This window comes from Hydrogenophaga sp. UC242_50 (genome assembly GCF_042697355.1).
In the GTDB taxonomy this organism is placed as follows: Bacteria; Pseudomonadota; Gammaproteobacteria; order Burkholderiales; family Burkholderiaceae_C; genus Hydrogenophaga.
On the sequence record NZ_CP170553.1, the window covers coordinates 2,642,081 to 2,659,289 of the forward strand.

At 68.5% G+C, this 17,209-nt stretch carries 18 protein-coding genes and 2 pseudogenes; 8 read left to right on the plus strand and 12 right to left on the minus strand.

The features are described from left to right. The first annotated feature begins 14 nt into the window (after positions 1–14). Positions 15–1,632 (plus strand): annotated as a pseudogene (locus tag ACFJGX_RS13615) (DHA2 family efflux MFS transporter permease subunit). Between the two features lie 13 nt (positions 1,633–1,645). On the opposite strand, the gene ACFJGX_RS13620 reads toward ACFJGX_RS13615, so the two are convergent. Continuing rightward, on the minus strand, positions 1,646–2,308 hold the full coding sequence (locus tag ACFJGX_RS13620; RefSeq protein ID WP_382320674.1) for a class I SAM-dependent methyltransferase: 663 nt from the start codon (positions 2,306–2,308) through the stop codon (positions 1,646–1,648). Between the two features lie 78 nt (positions 2,309–2,386). On the opposite strand from ACFJGX_RS13620, the gene ACFJGX_RS13625 reads away from it, so the two are divergent. Then, positions 2,387–2,731, plus strand: coding sequence for a heavy metal-binding domain-containing protein (locus ACFJGX_RS13625; RefSeq protein WP_382156650.1), 345 nt, complete (start codon positions 2,387–2,389; stop codon positions 2,729–2,731). On the opposite strand, the gene ACFJGX_RS13630 is transcribed toward ACFJGX_RS13625, so the two are convergent. Continuing rightward, entirely contained in the window at positions 2,728–3,333 is a 606-nt protein-coding gene (locus ACFJGX_RS13630) for a glutathione S-transferase family protein (protein WP_382156655.1), read from the minus strand. The genes ACFJGX_RS13625 and ACFJGX_RS13630 overlap by 4 nt on opposite strands. A gap of 115 nt (positions 3,334–3,448) precedes the next feature. On the opposite strand from ACFJGX_RS13630, the gene ACFJGX_RS13635 reads away from it, so the two are divergent. Beyond that, a complete protein-coding gene (locus tag ACFJGX_RS13635) occupies positions 3,449–4,423 on the plus strand; it encodes a YafY family protein (RefSeq protein WP_291116900.1) in 975 nt (324 codons plus the stop codon). A gap of 2 nt (positions 4,424–4,425) precedes the next feature. On the opposite strand, the gene ACFJGX_RS13640 is transcribed toward ACFJGX_RS13635, so the two are convergent. Genes ACFJGX_RS13640 through ACFJGX_RS13650 form a run of 3 tightly spaced genes read right to left on the minus strand, consistent with a single transcriptional unit; the run spans position 4,426 to position 6,448 of the window. Then, positions 4,426–5,652: a lytic murein transglycosylase gene (locus ACFJGX_RS13640; RefSeq protein ID WP_382328573.1), complete on the minus strand. Its 1,227-nt coding sequence runs from the start codon at positions 5,650–5,652 to the stop codon at positions 4,426–4,428. Positions 5,653–5,687: 35 nt separating this feature from the next. Continuing rightward, positions 5,688–6,095 (minus strand): ZIP family metal transporter, encoded by a 408-nt coding sequence (locus ACFJGX_RS13645; protein ID WP_382328575.1) that lies wholly within the window; start codon positions 6,093–6,095, stop codon positions 5,688–5,690. 8 nt (positions 6,096–6,103) lie between these two features. Beyond that, positions 6,104–6,448, minus strand: coding sequence for a hypothetical protein (locus ACFJGX_RS13650; protein WP_382328577.1), 345 nt, complete (start codon positions 6,446–6,448; stop codon positions 6,104–6,106). A 344-nt stretch (positions 6,449–6,792) separates the two neighbouring features. Between ACFJGX_RS13650 and ACFJGX_RS13655 the strand changes: the two genes are divergently transcribed. From ACFJGX_RS13655 to ACFJGX_RS13675, 5 genes are all read left to right on the plus strand, one after another. Continuing rightward, entirely contained in the window at positions 6,793–7,293 is a 501-nt protein-coding gene (locus tag ACFJGX_RS13655) for a GNAT family N-acetyltransferase (protein ID WP_382320670.1), read from the plus strand. A 40-nt stretch (positions 7,294–7,333) separates the two neighbouring features. Beyond that, positions 7,334–7,702 carry a DUF5329 domain-containing protein gene (locus ACFJGX_RS13660; protein ID WP_382320667.1) on the plus strand — a complete coding sequence of 123 codons (369 nt, stop codon included), beginning with the start codon at positions 7,334–7,336 and terminating at the stop codon, positions 7,700–7,702. A 31-nt stretch (positions 7,703–7,733) separates the two neighbouring features. Then, a complete protein-coding gene (locus tag ACFJGX_RS13665) occupies positions 7,734–8,225 on the plus strand; it encodes an ASCH domain-containing protein (RefSeq protein WP_382328579.1) in 492 nt (163 codons plus the stop codon). Positions 8,226–8,372: 147 nt separating this feature from the next. Then, positions 8,373–8,600, plus strand: coding sequence for a VOC family protein (locus ACFJGX_RS13670; RefSeq protein ID WP_382328700.1), 228 nt, complete (start codon positions 8,373–8,375; stop codon positions 8,598–8,600). A 138-nt stretch (positions 8,601–8,738) separates the two neighbouring features. Further along, positions 8,739–9,674, plus strand: a complete 936-nt coding sequence (locus tag ACFJGX_RS13675) for a restriction endonuclease (protein WP_382320663.1) — start codon at positions 8,739–8,741, stop codon at positions 9,672–9,674. A gap of 130 nt (positions 9,675–9,804) precedes the next feature. On the opposite strand, the gene dnaJ is transcribed toward ACFJGX_RS13675, so the two are convergent. The 7 genes and pseudogenes from dnaJ to ACFJGX_RS13710 all read right to left on the minus strand — a co-directional run bounded on the left by dnaJ (position 9,805) and on the right by ACFJGX_RS13710 (position 17,202). Next, positions 9,805–10,941 (minus strand): molecular chaperone DnaJ, encoded by a 1,137-nt coding sequence (gene dnaJ / locus ACFJGX_RS13680; protein ID WP_382320661.1) that lies wholly within the window; start codon positions 10,939–10,941, stop codon positions 9,805–9,807. 81 nt (positions 10,942–11,022) lie between these two features. Next, complete coding sequence (gene dnaK / locus ACFJGX_RS13685) at positions 11,023–12,963, minus strand: molecular chaperone DnaK (RefSeq protein WP_382156671.1); 1,941 nt, start codon at positions 12,961–12,963, stop codon at positions 11,023–11,025. A 92-nt stretch (positions 12,964–13,055) separates the two neighbouring features. Beyond that, the gene (grpE, locus tag ACFJGX_RS13690; protein WP_382320659.1) at positions 13,056–13,616 is read right to left on the minus strand and encodes a nucleotide exchange factor GrpE; all 561 of its coding nucleotides are present in this window, start codon (positions 13,614–13,616) and stop codon (positions 13,056–13,058) included. 146 nt (positions 13,617–13,762) lie between these two features. After that, the gene (locus ACFJGX_RS13695; protein WP_382320657.1) at positions 13,763–14,092 is read right to left on the minus strand and encodes a winged helix-turn-helix transcriptional regulator; all 330 of its coding nucleotides are present in this window, start codon (positions 14,090–14,092) and stop codon (positions 13,763–13,765) included. 111 nt (positions 14,093–14,203) lie between these two features. Beyond that, positions 14,204–14,761, minus strand: coding sequence for a MarR family winged helix-turn-helix transcriptional regulator (locus ACFJGX_RS13700; protein ID WP_382328581.1), 558 nt, complete (start codon positions 14,759–14,761; stop codon positions 14,204–14,206). Positions 14,762–14,772: 11 nt separating this feature from the next. Next, positions 14,773–16,465 (minus strand): annotated as a pseudogene (locus ACFJGX_RS13705) (acyl-CoA dehydrogenase family protein). Continuing rightward, positions 16,462–17,202: an ABC transporter ATP-binding protein gene (locus tag ACFJGX_RS13710; protein WP_382320655.1), complete on the minus strand. Its 741-nt coding sequence runs from the start codon at positions 17,200–17,202 to the stop codon at positions 16,462–16,464. Before ACFJGX_RS13710 ends, ACFJGX_RS13705 begins: the two are co-directional and overlap by 4 nt. Between the last annotated feature and the right edge of the window lie 7 nt (positions 17,203–17,209).

Below are 17,209 nucleotides of genomic sequence, written 5' to 3' on the forward strand. Positions count from 1 at the left end.
CGGCGCTGACCGCCATGGCCGACAGCCACGCCCTTCCCGCCTCGGGGGCCTTGCCCGCCGAGGCCCCACCGCCGGCGCCCGCGCCGAGCGCCTCGCCACCGGTGTTCGAGCCCCTCAAGGGCGCGCAGCTGGTGCTGGGCACGCTCGCGCTGTCGCTGGCCACGTTCATGAACGTGCTCGACACCTCGATCGCCAACGTGTCCATTCCCGCGATCGCGGGCGACATGGGCGTGAGCCCGGCGCAGGGCACCTGGGTCATCACCTCGTTCGCGGTGGCGCAACGCCATCTCGGTGCCGCTCACCGGCTGGCTCACGCAGCGCTTCGGGCAGGTGCGCCTGTTCACCATGAGCGTGCTGCTGTTCGTGATCGCCTCCTGGCTGTGTGGCCTGGCACCCAACATCGGCCTGCTGATCGCGTTCCGCGTGCTGCAGGGCCTGGTCGCCGGCCCGATGATTCCGTTGTCGCAGACCCTGCTGCTGGCGAGCTACCCGCGCGCCAAGGCGGGCACCGCCATGGCCATGTGGGCCATGACCGTGCTGGTCGCGCCCGTGGCCGGGCCGCTGCTGGGCGGCTGGATCACCGACAACATCTCCTGGCCCTGGATCTTCTACATCAACATCCCGGTGGGCCTGGTGGCCGCCGCGCTCACCTGGTCCATCTACCGCAGCCGCGACCCCGGCCCGCGCCGCGTGCCGCTGGACGTGATCGGTCTGGTGTTGCTGGTGCTGTTCGTCGGCGCCATGCAGATCATGATCGACATGGGCAAGGAGCTGGACTGGTTCGAGTCGGGCGAGATCATCGCGCTGGCCGTCGTCGCGGTGGTGAGCTTCCTGTTCTTCCTGGCCTGGGAGCTGACCGACAAGCACCCCATCGTGGAGATCCGCCTGTTCGCGCGGCGCAACTTCGTCACCGGCACGCTCGCGCTGTCCATCGCCTACGGCCTGTTCTTCGGCAACGTGGTGCTGCTGCCCTTGTGGCTGCAGCAGCACATGGGCTACACGGCCACCTGGGCCGGCCTGGCGACGGCGCCGGTGGGTCTGCTGGCCATCGTGCTCTCGCCCTGGGTGGGCAAGAACGTGAGCCGCATCGACCCGCGCAAGCTCGCCACCGTGGCCTTCCTCGGCTTTGGCGCGGTGCTGTGGATGCGCTCGAACTTCAACACCCAGGCCGACTTCATGACCATCCTGATCCCCACGCTGTTGCAGGGGGCGGCCATGGCGTTCTTCTTCATTCCGTTGCAGGCCATCGTGTTCTCGGGCCTGCAGCCGCAGCAGACGCCGTCGGCCGCGGGTCTGTCCAACTTCGTGCGCATCACGGCGGGCGCGGTGGGCACCTCGCTGTTCACCACGCTGTGGGAAAGCCGGGCCTCGCTGCACCACGCGCAGCTGGTGGAGTCGATCCACACCGGCAACGCCACCGCCATGGCAACGCTGGACCAGCTCATGGGCAGCGGCATGAGCCGCGAACAGGCGCTGACCACGATCGACCGCCTGATCAACCAGCAGGCCTTCACGCTGGCCGTGACCGACCTGTTCTACCTCTCGGCGGCGCTGTTCTTCGTGCTGGTGGCGGTGATCTGGTTCTCCAAGCCGGTGCTCGGCGGCTCCGTGGACGCGGGCGGCGCGCACTGAGCGCCGCAGCAACTCAGCGCGTGAAGCTCAGGAAGCGGCCCTTGTAGGCCTCGCCGTCTTCCAGCAGCCGGTCGGCCGCCTGCATGCTCAGCGTGAAGCCCAGCGCGGCCATGTCGCGGCCGAAGGCCGCGCGGTTGCCGCGGTCGGGGTCCACGATGATCACCACCGCCTGGGGCGCGGCGTGGCGGAAGATGAAGGCCGCGAGCTGCGCCGGCTGCTGGCGCTCGTAGAGCAGGTCGCTGCCCACGATGAGGTCGAAGCGGCCCAGGGCCGGGTTGTCGGTGGCGGCGGTGCTTTCCCAGTTGCCGGCCTGGTAGGGCATGGGGCCCAGGCCGTTGAGGGCCAGGTTGTGCCGCAGGAATTCTTCGGTCAGCGGGTGCCAGTCGCTCACCGTCACGTCGCCGCCGCGCCGGTGCATCACCAGGCTGGCCAGCGCCAGGCCCGCGCCGATTTCCAGCACGCGCAATCCCGCGATGGGGTGCGTGAGCATGGCCAGCGCGAGCACGCGCGAGGAGGGCCACACCTGCCCGAAATGCGACCAGCCCGCTGGTGGCAGGCCGATGTCGGCCGCGTGGTGCTGGGTGTCGGTGTACTGCTGGTCGTCGAGCAGCCGACGGATGTGCCAGTCTTCGCCGCCGAGGCTGAGGGTCTCGGTCCGGACTTGGTAGCCTGGCATGGGAGCTTTCGTGGAGGGTGTGGCCCACGGTACCATGCCCGGGCACCCGGCGGGTGGTGCGTTTGCGGGAGTGTTCACATGGGCTGGTTTTCCAAGAGCAAGGACGGCTTCTTCCTCAGCACCACCACGCCGGAAGGCGTGGAGCGGTCGCAGTACCTGGGCATCGTGCACGGCGAGGCCATCATCGGCGCCAACATCTTCCGCGACCTGTTCTCTTCGGTGCGCGATGTGGTGGGCGGGCGGGCCGGGGGCTACGAGCGCGCCCTCTCGGGCGCGCGCGACGCCGCCATGGAAGACCTCATGGAATCGGCGCGCGAGATGGGCGCCACCGGCGTGATCGGCATCGACTTCGACTACGAGGTGCTCGGCGAGACCAACGGGATGATGATGGTCGCCGTGAGCGGCACGGCGGTGAAGCTCTAGGCGTCGATCTGCATCGCCGGCCGGGCCTGCACCTTGCCCAGCCAGGCCGCGACGTGCGGGTGCGAGCCCACCGGCGCGCCGATGTAGGCGCTGTAGCCGATCACCGAGCCCACGATCAGGTCCACCAGCGAATAGGCGGCGCCGAGCATCCAGGGCTGGGCCGCCAGGCGCGCGTCCAGCAGCGCGAGCAACTGGTCCAGCCCCTTGTGCGCCGACGTGCCGTGGGCGTCGTCGGGCGTGCCCATGTCGCGCGCGGCCTGCAGGCGCACCAGCTGCGCGCCGTAGGTCACGTAGGACCAGGTGCTCCACGCCATCGCCTGCAGGCGCTCGGGCGTGCCCTCGGCCGGCCACAGGCCCTTCTTCACGCCGTAGGTCTCGCCCAGCCACATCTCGATCGCCAGCGCCTCGAACAGGGGTGCGCCGTCCACCGTCATGGTGGGCACCTTGCCGTTGGGGTTGAGGGCCAGGTAGTCGGGGCGGCGCTGCTCGCCTTTCGTGATGTCGATCTTCACGCGGTCGTGTTTCACGCCCAGTTCGGCGAGGGCGCAGGCGACCGGGGTGGCGCTGGACATGGGGTGCCAGTAGAGAACGATCTGGGACATGGTGGACTCCTGAAAGGGGGTTGAAGCATCGGCCCGACACCGCGTCGGGCACGTGCCTGCAATGTCGCGCCTATTGAGGACAGATTCGGCCCTCGATTCGAGGTAGAGTGGCGCCATGCTTTCGTCGTCTTCACGGCTGCTGCGCGTGTTGTCCCTGCTGCAGACCCGCAGCCACTGGGCGGGCACCGAGCTGGCCGAGCGGCTGGAGGTGCATCCCCGCACCCTGCGGCGCGACATCGACCGCCTGCGCCAGCTCGGCTACCCCATCCACGCCAGCAGCGGCGTGGCGGGTGGGTACGCGTTTCGCGCGGGCCAGTCGCTGCCGCCGCTGCTGCTGGACGACGAAGAGGCGCTGGCCGTGGCGATCGCGCTGCAGGTCGCCGCCTCGGGCACCGTGAGCGGGGTGGAAGAGAGCTCGCTGCGCGCCCTGGTGAAGCTGGAGCAGGTGATGCCCACCCGGCTGCGCCGCCGCACCGGCGCGCTGCGCTCGGCCATCGTGCCCTTGCAGCGCGGCGGGCCGACCATCGATGCGGGCGTGCTGGCCCTGTTGGCCGTTGCCTGCCGCGACCAGTTGCAGGTGGGCTTCCACTACCGCGACATGCGCGGCCAGAGCAGCGTGCGCACGGTGGAGCCGCAAGGCCTGGTGCACACCGGCAGCCGCTGGTATCTGGTGGCCTGGGACCCCGCGCGCGACGACTGGCGCACCTTCCGCATCGACCGCGTGGAAGGCGCGCCGAGCACCGGCGCGCACTTCACGCCACGGGCCGCGCCGGCGGGCGACCTGCGCGCCTATGTCTCGGGCACGCTGGCGGGGGTGCAGCACGGCGACGAGGCGCGCGTGGTGCTGCACCGGCCCCGCGAGGCCATGGCGCGCATCATCCCGGCCTCGGCCGCCACGCTGGAGGCCATCGACGACACGCGCTGTCTCATGCGGTGTGGCGCCGGCCAACTGGATTCTCTGGACTCGCTGGCCTACTGGCTCATGGCGATGGACGTGGACTTCGACGTGCTGGAGCCGCCCGCGCTGCACGAGCGCCTGCGCGCGGCCGGCGAGCGCCTGGCGCGCAACCTGGCCCGCGCGGGCCGCTGATTTCAGCCGCCGCGCAGCGCCTTCAGCAGCTTCTGGCCGGCGCGCCCGCTGGTTTCCTGGCCCAGGCGCTCCTGCTCGACGCGGATCGCCACGCGGCTCTTCTCGCCCAGCATGCCGTCCACCTCGCCGATGTCGTGGCCGCGCGCGATCAGCAGGGTCTGCACCTCGCGGCGCTCGGCGCGCGAGAGGCCCGGGTCGTCGGTGGGCCAGGGCGTGACGAAGGGGCCGCCGCCGCGCAGCCGGTCCGACAGGTGCGCGATCGCCAGGCCATAGCTCTCGGCCGCGTTGTAGCTGTAGATCGCATCGAAGTTGCGCAGCACCAGGAAGGCCGGCCCCTGCGGCCCGGCGGGGGTGAGCAGGCCGGCGCTGCCGCTGGCCGGCAGGGGCGAACCATCCACCCGCTTCACGCCGCGCGACACCCAGTCTTCCATGGTGCGCTTGGTGCGGCGACCTTCGTTGCCGGCGTTGAAGCCCGGGGGCAGCTTCACCTCGAAGCCCCAGGGCTGGCCGCTCTGCCAGCCGGCCTTGGCGAGGAAATTCGCGGTCGAGGCCAGGGCATCGGGCGTGCTGTCCATCAGGTCGGCGCGGCCGTCGCCATCGAAGTCCACCGCCAGCCGCTCGAAGGTGCTGGGCATGAACTGCGTGTGGCCGAACGCGCCGGCCCACGAGCCCACCAGCCGGTTGGGCGCGATGTGCCCGGCCTGCAGGATGCGCAGCGTGGCGTAGAACTCGGTGCGGAAATAGGCCTGCCGCCGGCCGAAGCAGGACAGCGTGCCCAGCGACTGCACCAGCGGCGACTTGCCGAAGGTCTGGCCGAAGTTGCTCTCCACCCCCCACACCGCCACCACCGTGGCGGGGTCCACGCCGAAGCGCTCCTGCACCCGCTTGAGCGTCTCCGCGTGCAGCGCCAGCATGGCCTGGCCCTCGGCCACGCGCTGCTCGTCCACCAGGCCGGCGAGGTAGTCCCAGATCGCGGTGCGGAATTCGGGCTGGAAGTTCAGCTTGTCGATCACGCTCATGTCGGGCACCAGGCCCAGCGTGTGCTGCGTGAAGGTCGCCTCGCTCACGCCCACCGCGCGGGCGGGGGCGCGCAGCGTGTTCAGGCAGTTCTCGAATTCCTGGGGTGCGGGCGCCGGGGTGGGGTTGGGGGCCTGTGCCAGGCCGGCGGTGGCGAACAGGGCGGTGCAGAGGGCGGCGAGCAGGGGCGGGGCGGGGCGTCGGGCTTTCATGCGCCCGATCTTAGCCACGCACCCCGCCGGGGGCCTCAGTTCAAGGCGGCATCGAGTAACAGCATGAACACGAAACCCGCCAGCAGCGTGCCCGTGGCCAGGGTTTCGAAGCCGTTGCGGTGCGTCTCGGGAATGATCTCGTGGCTCACCACGAACAGCATCGCGCCGGCCGCCAGGGCCAGGCCCAGCGGGTAGAACGCCGGCAGGCTGCCCAGCACCGCGAGGCCGAGGATGGCCCCCAGCGGCTCGGCCAGGCCGGTGAGCGCGGCCACGCCCCAGGCCTGCGCCGCGCTGCGGCCCAGCGTGCGCAGCGCCATGGCCACGATCAGGCCTTCGGGCATGTTCTGCAGGCCGATGGCCAGCGCCACCGAGGCGCCGGTCTGCGCGCCCGCCGCGTCCTGCGGGCCGGCATAGGCGGCGCCCACGGCCAGGCCTTCGGGCACGTTGTGGATCAGGATGCCAGCACCATGAGCTTGGCACTCTGCACAGCGCCGGGCGTGTGCGCGCTGGCGGCATGGCCCGGCGCGGCCGGTGGCAGCACCGCGTGTTCGTGCGGCGTGAAGCGGTCCACCGCCAGCATCAGGCCCATGCCCAGCGCCAGGCCCGCGCCACTGAGCGCGGCCGCGCCGATGCGGCCACCGAACAGCGCCTGGCCCGCATCGAGCGAGGGCAGCAACAAGGCGAAGATCGCCGCCGCCAGCATCACGCCGGCCGAGAACGACAGCAGGGCGGCTTCCTGCAGCTTGCTCACGCGCTGCACCAGGAACACCGGCAGCGCGCCCACGGCGGTGCGCAACCGCGGCCAGCAGCGAGGCCTGCACGCCGGCCGCCATGGCGCTGCCGTGTTCGGCCGCGTCCCACCAGGCGCGCGTGGGCGCCCAGAAGGTGCTGAGCGAGGCCAGGCCTGCCATCACCAGCAGGCCGGTGCCCAGGGCCAGCAAGGCGTTGCGCAGGGCGTGGGGCGGCAGCGGCGGCAGTTGCTGCAGCTGGACCCAGGCGGGTCGGACTTGTCGGATCAGTTCGGCCATGGAAGCTCCCGCGTCGAATGGAATTTGACGTTTAGTTTGACAAAAACTATCGTCGCAGGCCAATCGATGTTGCCAATGAAGGGGATAGGGAGCGCCGGTACAGTCGGGCAGGATGAACTCGTCGATCACCCCCCTCGCCGAACCGCACTTCAACGAGCTTCACGCGGTGCTCGATGCGGTGGCGCGCGAAAAGCGCTTTCTCGCGCTGACGCAGGCGCCGCCCTTGGCCGAGACCATCGCCTTCTTTCGGCAGAACCTGGACCACGATCGCCCGCATTTCGTCGCGCTGATCGACGGTGCCGTGGTCGGCTGGTGCGATGTGCTGCCGGTGTTTGGCCAGTCGCGGGCGCACATCGGCGTCCTGGGCATTGGCCTGTTGCCTTCGGCGAGGCACCGGGGCCTGGGCCGGCAGCTCATGGTCGCGGCCATCGACAAGGCGTGGCGCCAGGGCCTGACGCGCATCGAACTCACCGTGCGCGCGGACAACCCCAACGCGCGCACGCTCTACGAGCGCCTGGGCTTTCAGCACGAAGGCGTGCAACGGCAGGCGTTCCGGGTGGACGGCCAATTCATCGACAGCCATGCCATGGCTTTGCTGCGCCGTGCGGCCTGACCGGCTCGCTCCACCCCGGCGCGCATGGGCGCGTTGGCCGGTGCTGGTCTTGGTGCTGGCGGGCGTGTGGGGCGCCGCGTTCGCCGACCCCACGCCTGCGCCCGTGCGCGCGGAGATCGACGCCATGCTGAACCGCCTCGAAACCTCGGGCTGCCAGTTCCTGCGCAATGGCAGCTGGCACGACGGCGCGCGGGCCAAGGCGCACCTGCTGGACAAGCTCGCCTACATCGAGAAGCGGGGCACGGTGCAGAGCGCGGAGCAGTTCATCGAGCTGGCCGCGTCGCGCAGCAGCCTCTCGGGCCGGCCGTACCAGGTCCGCTGTGGCGGCCAGGCGCCAGTGGAAAGCCGCCGCTGGCTGGGCGATCAGCTCACGGCCCTTCGCGGGGCTGCGGGTGGCACCAAGCCCTGAGGCGGTGAGTGCCTCCCGCACAATGCCGGCCATGTCACCCATGCCTCCCCCCATCGCCGAGTTCTGGCAAGCCTATGTCGCGTCGACCGCCGGCGTGGACGAATCGCGTTTCTACGAGGCGTTCTACTTCGCCGACAGCGAGGCCCTGGCGGATTCACTGGCCGCCCTCGTGCTGTCCGGCACGAAGCGCGCGACGGCCTCGGCCTTCTGGACTTTCGAGGCGCAGGGCAGGCGCGCGCCGGTGCCGGGCGACCTCAGCGTCGTGACCAACTGGGCCGGTGTGCCGCAATGCGTCATCGAAACCGTGGCCGTCGACCGGGTTCCCTTCAACCAGGTCAGCGCCGAGTTCGCGGCCACGGAGGGCGAGGGCGATGGCTCGCTGACGTACTGGCGCGAAGCACATGAGCAGTTCTTCCAGCGCGAGTGCGCCTTGCATGGCCGCGCCTTCACCGAAGACCAACTGCTGGCCTGCGAGCGCTTCAAGGTGGTGTATCGGTCCTCGCCATTGAAGGACCCGTCATGACCAAGGACTTGCCTCAGGCCGTACCCGAAATCCCCGTGACCGACATGGCCGCCGCGCTCAGCTATTACGAAGAGAAGTTGGGCTTCACGGTGGATTGGGGTCGCGAGGGGGGGCGGGATCGCGGGCATCTCGCAGGGACGGAGCCGCATCTTCCTCACCGACACCTCGTTTCGCGATTACTTCGGCAACCCAGCACCGGTGGTGATCTGGCTGAACCTCGACAGCAAAGAGGAAGTGGATGCCTTGCACGCGGCCTGGGTCCGCAACGGTGCCGACATCCAGCACCCGCCCGAGTCCAAGCCCTGGTCCCCGCTGCACGAATTCGTGGTGCGCGATCCGGACGGCAATGTGATCCGGGCGTTCTACAACTACTGAGCGGTTTGCTGGGTCCGCCGGTGAGGGCATGCAGCGTTACATTTGCATGAAACCTCTTTCCGGTGAGGAGATTGACGATCTTGAACGCCTTTCTCCCATCGCTTCAGTCTTTGCTTCATTTTCGATGAGTTGCACGACATGCCTGTTCCCACGTACGACAAGTTCATTGAGCCACTGCTGAGGTATCTGGCCCAGCACCCTCTGGGTGTTGATGCGAAAGTCGCTCACGAGGCCGCCGCCAACCAACTCGGATTGACCGCGGAAGATCGAGAGCAGCTTCTTCCCAGCGGCAGTCAACCGATGTACAAGAACCGCGCGGGTTGGGGCCACGACCGTTTGAAGCGTGCGGGTCTCTCCAGCAGCCCAAAGAGGGGCTTCTGGAAAGTAACCCCCGAAGGAATGGCTTTCGCGAAAGAACATGGTGACCCTTTCACACCGGAGTTGGTCGAGCAGCTGGCGATGGGGTTTGTCGGCGTGAAACTGAAGCCGCAAAGCCTTCCGGGCGCGACATCCAGTGCGTCGCTTCCTGCTTTCGCCCCGACCTCTTTTTCCGCGACCGTCAGTCCAGACGATCGTCTTGGCCAGGCGCTGACGGAGCTTCATGAAGCTGCAACCACCGAGTTGCTGGACGCTTTGGCGCAGGTCAGCCCGGCCTTTTTTGAGACGATTGTTCTGGATCTTCTGCATCGAATGGGCTATGGGGCCAGCCGTGCAGATCTCCAGCAGGTTGGCGGCAGCGGCGATGCCGGTATCGACGGCATTATTTCGCTCGACAAGCTGGGACTTGAGAAGGTGTATGTCCAGGCCAAGAGGTGGCAATCGACCGTCGGCCGACCCGACTTGCAGGCGTTCTATGGTGCCCTGGCAGGTCAGAAGGCCAAGAAGGGTGTCTTCATCACCACGTCCGGCTACACGGTGCAAGCCCGGGAGTTTGCGGGATCGGTCGATGGCATGGTGCTGATCGATGGAAACCGACTCGCGGAGCTGATGATCCAACATGAGGTGGGCATCACCGCGCGGGCGGTGAAGATACCGAAGCTGGACAGCGATTACTTTGAAGAAGAAGGCACCTGACAAGCCGCTGGCCAATCTGTCCCCTGTGTCTTGCTTCAGACCGCTGCAACGATTCTGAAAGCAAAAAAAAGCGGCGCCTCGGCGCCGCTTTTTCATTCAGGTCTGAGCCTGTCAGGTCTGAGCCGGCCGATCAGCTGAAGAACGACTTGGCCTTCTCGAACCAGCCCTTGTCGTTCGGGCTGTGCTTGTGGCCGCCCTTCTTGAACGACTCGTCGAGCTCCTTGAGCAGCTTGCGCTGGTGCTCGGTGAGCTTGATCGGCGTTTCCACCGCCACGTGGCAGTACAGGTCGCCGGGGTAGCTGCTGCGCACGCCCTTGACGCCCTTGCCGCGCAGGCGGAAGGTCTTGCCGCTCTGCGTGCCTTCGGGCAGGTCGATGGTGGCCTTGCCCGCCAGCGTGGGCACGTCGATCTCGCCACCCAGGGCGGCCACCGTCATGCTCACCGGCACCTGGCAGTGCAGGTCGTCGCCCTCGCGCTCGAAGATGTCGTGCTTGCGCAGGCGCACTTCGATGTAGAGGTCGCCCGAGGGACCGCCGTTCTGGCCGGGTTCGCCGTTGCCGGTGCTGCGGATGCGCTGGCCGTCGTCGATGCCGGCGGGGATCTTGATCTCCAGCGTCTTCTGCTTCTTGATCTTCCCCTGGCCGTGGCAGGTGGTGCAGGGCTCGGGAATGATCTTGCCCTGGCGATGGCAGGTGGGGCAGGTCTGCTGCACGCTGAAGAAGCCCTGGCGCATCTGCACCGAGCCTTGGCCGTGGCAGGTGGTGCAGGTCTTCACGCTGGTGCCGGGCTTGGCGCCGGTGCCGCTGCAGGTCTCGCAGTTGTCCCACGAGGGAATGCGGATCTGCGTTTCCTTGCCGGCGGCGGCCTCTTCGAGCGAGATTTCCATCGCGTAGGAGAGGTCGGCACCGCGGTACACCTGGCGCCCGCCGCGCTGGCCGCCGCGCGCGCCACCGAAGATGTCGCCAAAGATGTCGCCGAACGCGTCGCCAAAACCGCCGAAGCCTTCGGCGCCACCCGCACCGCCGCGCATGTTGGGGTCCACGCCCGCGTGGCCGTACTGGTCGTAGGCCGCCTTCTTCTGCGGGTCCGACAGCATCTCGTAGGCCTCCTTGGCCTCCTTGAACTTCTCTTCGGCCGCCTTGGCCGCATCCCCCTGGTTGCGGTCGGGGTGGTGCTTCATCGCCAGCTTGCGATACGCCTTCTTGATCTCGTCGTCGCCGGCGTTCTTGGGCACGCCCAGCACTTCGTAAAAATCGCGTTTAGCCATGGTTTCTTGCGGTTCGTTTGGAGCACAAACGCCGCGTCAGGTTGCCCGGACGCGGCGAATGGGGTGGGAAGCGGGCCCCGATCAGCCCTTCTTCACTTCCTTGACTTCGGCATCGACCACGTCGTCGTCGTCCGGCTTGCTGCTGCCTTGCGGTGCGGCATCGGCGCCAGCACCACCCGCGGCGGCGGCGGCTTCGGCCTGCGACGCGGCGTACACCTTCTCGCCCAGCTTCTGGCTCGCGGCCATCAGGGCTTCGGTCTTGGCCTCGATGGCTTCCTTGTCCTCGCCCTTGGCGGCTTCTTCCACGTCCTTCAACGCGGCTTCGATGGCTTCCTTCTCGGCGCCTTCGAGCTTGTCGCCGTGTTCACCCAGCGACTTCTTCACGCTGTGCACCATGGCTTCGGCCTGGTTGCGGGCCTGCACCAGCTCGACCTTCTTCTTGTCGTCGGCGGCGTTGAGCTCGGCGTCCTTCACCATCTGCTGGATCTCGTCTTCCGACAGGCCCGAGTTCGCCTTGATGGTGATCTTGTTTTCCTTGCCGGTGCCCTTGTCCTTGGCGCCCACGTGCAGGATGCCGTTGGCGTCGATGTCGAACGAGACCTCGATCTGCGGCATGCCGCGCGGCGCGCTCGGGATGCCTTCGAGGTTGAACTCACCCAGCAGCTTGTTGCCCGAGGCGATCTCGCGTTCGCCCTGGAACACCTTGATGGTCACGGCCGGCTGGTTGTCCTCGGCGGTCGAGAAGGTCTGCGCGAACTTGGTCGGAATCGTGGTGTTCTTCGTGATCATCTTGGTCATCACGCCACCCATGGTCTCGATGCCCAGGCTCAGCGGGGTCACGTCGAGCAGCAGCACGTCCTTGCGGTCACCGGAGAGCACCTGGCCCTGGATGGCGGCACCCACGGCCACGGCTTCGTCGGGGTTCACGTCCTTGCGCGGTTCCTTGCCGAAGAATTCCTTCACCTTTTCCTGCACCTTGGGCATGCGGGTCATGCCGCCGACCAGGATCACGTCGTGGATGTCGGACACGCTGATGCCGGCGTCCTTGATGGCGGTGCGGCAGGGCGCGATGGTGCGCTCGATCAGCTCTTCCACCAGGGCTTCGAGCTTGGCGCGCGTGAGCTTGATGTTCAGGTGCTTGGGACCCGAGGCATCGGCCGTGATGTAGGGCAGGTTCAGGTCGGTCGCGGCCGAGCTGGAGAGCTCGATCTTGGCCTTCTCGGCGGCTTCCTTCAGGCGCTGCAGCGCGAGCACGTCCTTGGACAGGTCGACGCCTTGCTCTTTCTTGAACTCGCCAATGATGTAGTCGATGATGCGCTGGTCGAAGTCTTCACCGCCCAGGAAGGTGTCGCCGTTGGTGGAGAGCACCTCGAACTGCTTCTCGCCATCGACGTCGGCGATCTCGATGATGGACACGTCGAACGTGCCGCCACCCAGGTCGTACACGGCGATCTTGCGGTCGCCCTTTTCCTGCTTGTCCAGGCCGAAGGCCAGGGCCGCGGCGGTGGGCTCGTTGATGATGCGCTTGACGTCCAGGCCGGCGATGCGGCCGGCGTCCTTGGTGGCCTGGCGCTGGGCGTCGTTGAAGTACGCGGGCACCGTGATCACGGCTTCCGTGACCGGCTCGCCCAGGTAGTCCTCGGCGGTCTTCTTCATCTTGCGCAGGATGTCGGCGCTGACCTGCTGGGCCGAGATCTGCTTGCCGCGCACTTCCACCCAGGCGTCGCCGTTGTCGGCGGCCACGATGGAGTAGGGCATGAGGTTGATGTCCTTCTGGACTTCCTTCTCGGTGAACTTGCGGCCGATCAGGCGCTTGATCGCGTACAGCGTGTTCTTGGGGTTGGTGACGGCCTGGCGCTTGGCCGAGGCGCCAACCAGCACTTCGCCGTCTTCCTGGTAGGCCACGATCGACGGCGTGGTGCGCGCACCCTCGGCGTTCTCGATCACCTTGGTGTTGTTGCCTTCCATGATGGACACGCACGAGTTGGTGGTGCCCAGGTCAATGCCGATGATTCGTCCCATGTTGTTGCTCCGATGCGAAAAGTGAGGATGTTGTGAAAAACGATGTGGGGAAGGTGTGGATAACCGGTGGGTATTTCAAGCCCGCCGGGTGATCATTTGGGGGCTGCCACCGTCACCAGGGCCGGGCGCAGCACGCGGTCGGCGATGAGGTAACCCTTCTGCAGCACGCTGACCACGGTGTTGGCTTCCTGGTCGGCAGGCACCATGCTGATGGCCTGGTGCTGGTGGGGGTCGAACTTCGCGGCCCCGGTCGGGTTGATTTCCAGCACCTTGTGGCGCTCCAGCGCGCTTTTGAGCTGCTTGAGCGTGGCCTCGGTGCCTTCGCGCAGCTGTTCGCGCGTGGCTTCCTGGATGGCCAGGCCGGCTTCGAGGCTGTCGGCCACGGCCAGCAGGCTCTCGGCAAAGCTCTCCACGGCGAACTTGCGGGCCTTGCTGACCTCTTCCTCGGCGCGGCGGCGGGCGTTTTCGGCCTCGGCCTTGGCGCGCAGGAACTGGTCGGCCAGGTCGGCGTTCTGGGCCTTGAGCGTGGAGAGATCCTGGGTCAGGGCGGCGACGGCATCGGCCTGGTTGGCGGCCTCGGCGGCCAGGGCCTCTTCGGGGCTCACAGGCGCGTTCGGGTCGGGCTGGGCGGTATGGGGTGTCGTCTGGCTCATGGGTCTTTGAAGTGCGTGAAGTCAATGGCCAGGACGGCCATGCAGGGCAATTGGGGCCGACGGGCCCGGATTCAAGGGTGGGAGGTGGCACTTTCGCCACCGGTGGACGCTGCCGGCGCGAAGGCGGCCTGTCCAGGGGCGTGATTCTATGTCCCGGCGGGCAGGGGATGGGTAGCGCGCGCCTGCTGGTGTGACCATTTGCCCGCGAATTGCTGCACTTCCACCAGCCGGCGCGCCAGATCGGCGCCCTGGGTGGTGAGCCGGTAGCCATGGCCGCTGTGGTCCACCAGGCGGGCGGCGCGCAGCTCTTTCAGGCGGGTGTTGAGCGTGTTCGGGGTGACGCCGCCCACGCTGTCCTGCAGGAGCCGGAAGGTCTGGGGGTGGCCGTCGCTCAGGGCCCAGATCACGCGCATGGCGTAGCGCGATTCCAGCAAGTCGAAGAGTTGCATCACGGCAGCGTTGTCCTTGGCACTCATGCGAGGTCTCCTGCGACGGGCCCGTCTGGTTCTCGCAATATACGGCCCGCGCTACCGGTTTGCTAGCTGCGGGAACCCCCGTTCTGTGGCGCAAAGGCCAAGGCTACGGACTTACCCGGATTGCGCGGGCGTGGCCGGGCGGCGGTAGACCTTGCGCAGCAGGCCGATGAGGGTCTGCAGCTCCTCGGGCGAGAGGCGGTCGGCCACGTCGCGCTCCAGCGCGGTGGCCGTGGCCTGGGCCTCGCGGTACAGGCGCTCGCCGGGCGCCGAGAGGTGCAGGCCCTGGGCGCGCCGGTCGGTGGGGTGGGGTTTGCGCAGGATCAGGCCGCGTTTCTGCAGGCTCTTGACCATGCCCACCAGGTTGGGCGGCAGGATGTCCAGGGCGGCGCAGATCTGGCGCGAGGTCACGCCCGGGTTGTGCGCGACGACCGAGAGCACGGAAAAGTCCACCGGCCGCATGCCGAAGGGCTCCATGCGGCGCAGGAACACCGTGATCACGGCCAGCGCGGTGCGCCGCGCGTTGTAGCCCAGCAGGGTTTCGAGGTAGCTGGTGTCGATCTCGGGCCCGGCGCTCTCCGGCGCGCTGTCCAGCGGCGCCGGGGCGGCGGGCTTGCGCGGGCCGCGCGGGCGCCGCAGGGCATTGGCGGTGGAGAGGGCGGTTTCGGACATGGTCGCGGAGCTTAGGTGACCAGGGTGGCGTCCATCATGGCCAGGCGCATCTCGAACTCGGGCCAGACCCAGCGCCAGAAGGCGGCGCGGGCCTCGGCGCCGTGGCCGGCGGTGGCGGCCAGGCGCTCCCAGGCCCAGGCCATGAGCAGCAGGGCGGTGGCGCGCAGGAAGTCGTCGGCCAGCCAGAACGGGCGCTCGGCCGAGGCGCCGGCCATGGGCACGACGCGCTCGCGCACGAAGTCGCCGAAACGCGCCAGGGCGCCACGGGTGGCCGCCGCCTCGGGCAGGGCGGCCAGGTCGCTGTTGAGGTCGGCCAGCAGGGCCTGCAGCGCGGTGGCGCCGTCGGGCAGGGTCTTGCGCACCAGCAGGTCGATCGCCTGGATCTCGTTCGTGCCCTCGTAGATCATGCGCAACGCGCGCGTCGCGCACGTGCTGCTCGATGCCCCATTCGCGCACGTAGCCGTGGCCACCGAACACCTGCAGGCAGGCGCTGGCGCCGCTGAAGGCCTGCTCGGTCCAGGCGGACTTGAGCACCGGCGTGACCAGGCTGCACCAGCGCGCGGCGGCCTCGCGCCGGGCGGCGTCGGGGTGGTGTTTCTGGGTGTCGAGTTCGAGCGCGGTGCGGTAGGCGATCACGCGCCCGGCGTCGATCCAGGCGCGTTGGGTGCCCAGGATGCGCTGGATCGCAGGATGCAGGGCGATCGGGTCGGCCTCGCCGGCCTTGCTCGTGGTGCCGGGCGCGCGCATCTGGCGGCGCTCCTGCGCGTAGGCATGGGCTTTCTGCCAGGCGGCGTCGAGCAGGCCCACGCCCTGCAGGCCCACCAGCAGGCGCGCCGCGTTCATCATGACGAACATGGCGTTAAGGCCCTTGCCGGGCTCGCCGACCAGGGAGGCGGCGGCCTCGTCGAAGCGCATCACGCAGGTGGGGCTGCCGTGGATGCCCATCTTTTCCTCGATGCGCTCGCAGTGCACGGCGCTGCGGCTGCCGTCTTCGTGGAACTTGGGCACGAGGAAGAGCGAGAGGCCCTTGGGGCCGGGCGGGGCGTCGGGCAGGCGCGCGAGCACCAGGTGCACGATGTTGTCGGCCAGGTCGTGTTCGCCGCCCGAGATGAAGATCTTGGTGCCGCTGAGGGCGCAACGCCCGTCGGCCAGCGGCACGGCCTTGGTGCGCACCAGGCCCAGGTCGCTGCCGGCGTGGGGCTCGGTCAGGCACATGGTGGCGAGCCATTCGCCCGAGGCCAGCTTCTCCAGGTAGCGGGCCTTGAGTTCGTCGCTCGCGTGGTGGCGCAGGCATTCGTAGGCGCCGTGCAGCAGGCCGGGGGCCATGGTCCAGCCGTGGTTGGCGGCGTTGAGCATCTCGTGCAGCACCGCTTCCACCACGGTGGGCAGGCCCTGGCCGCCGTCTTCGGGGGCGCTGGCCAGCGAGGGCCAGCCGGCCTGCCAGAAGGCCTGGTAGGCGTCGCGGAAGCCGGGCGGCATGGTGACCGCGCCGGCGTTCCATTGCGCGCCCACTTCGTCGCCTTCGCGGTTGAGCGGGGCGATCACTTCCCCGACGAACTTGCCCGCTTCCTCGATCACCTGCGTGAGCAGGCCGGTGTCGGCGTGCTCGGCCAGCGCGGGCAGTTCGGCGATGTGTTCGTGCGCGCGCAGCACGTCGAACAGCACGAAGGCATGTTCGGCGGCGCGGGGCTGGTAGGCGTTCATGCGGCGGTGGCTTTGCGCGCGGTGCCGAGGTAGGTCTCGATCACGCGCGGGTCGCTGGCGAGTTCGCTGGCCGGGCCCTGGGCGCTGAGTTCGCCCATCTCGAGCACGTAGCCGTGGTCGGCCACCTGCAGCGCGGCGCGCGCGTTCTGCTCCACCAGCACGATGGTCACGCCGGTCTGGCGCAGGCGGTCGATGATGGCGAAGATCTCCTTGACGATCAGCGGCGCCAGGCCCAGGCTGGGCTCGTCGAGCATGAGCAGGTCGGGCGCGGACATGAGCGCGCGGCCCACGGCCAGCATCTGGCGTTCGCCGCCCGAGAGCGTGCCGGCGAGCTGGACGCGGCGCTCCTGCAGGCGCGGGAAGATGCTGTAGACGTCGTCCAGGCGGCTGCGCCACTGGGCGTTGCCCAGGCGCATCTGGCGGAAACCGCCGAGCAGCAGGTTGTCTTCCACCGCCATGGTGCCGAACAGCTCGCGCTTCTCGGGCACCAGGGCCATGCCGTTCATCACGCGCTCTTCGAGCGTGAGGGTGCTGATGTCCTGCCCGCGGAACTCGATCGCGCCCTGGCCGGGCAGGATGCCCATGAGGGTGTTGAGCAGCGTGGACTTGCCCGCGCCGTTGGGGCCGATGACGGTGATCACGCCGCCGGCTTGCGCCTGCAGGTCGATGCCGTGCAGCACCTCGGCGCGGCCGTAGCCGGCGCGCAGGCCCTTGACTTGAAGAATGGGGTTGCTCATGTCTCGT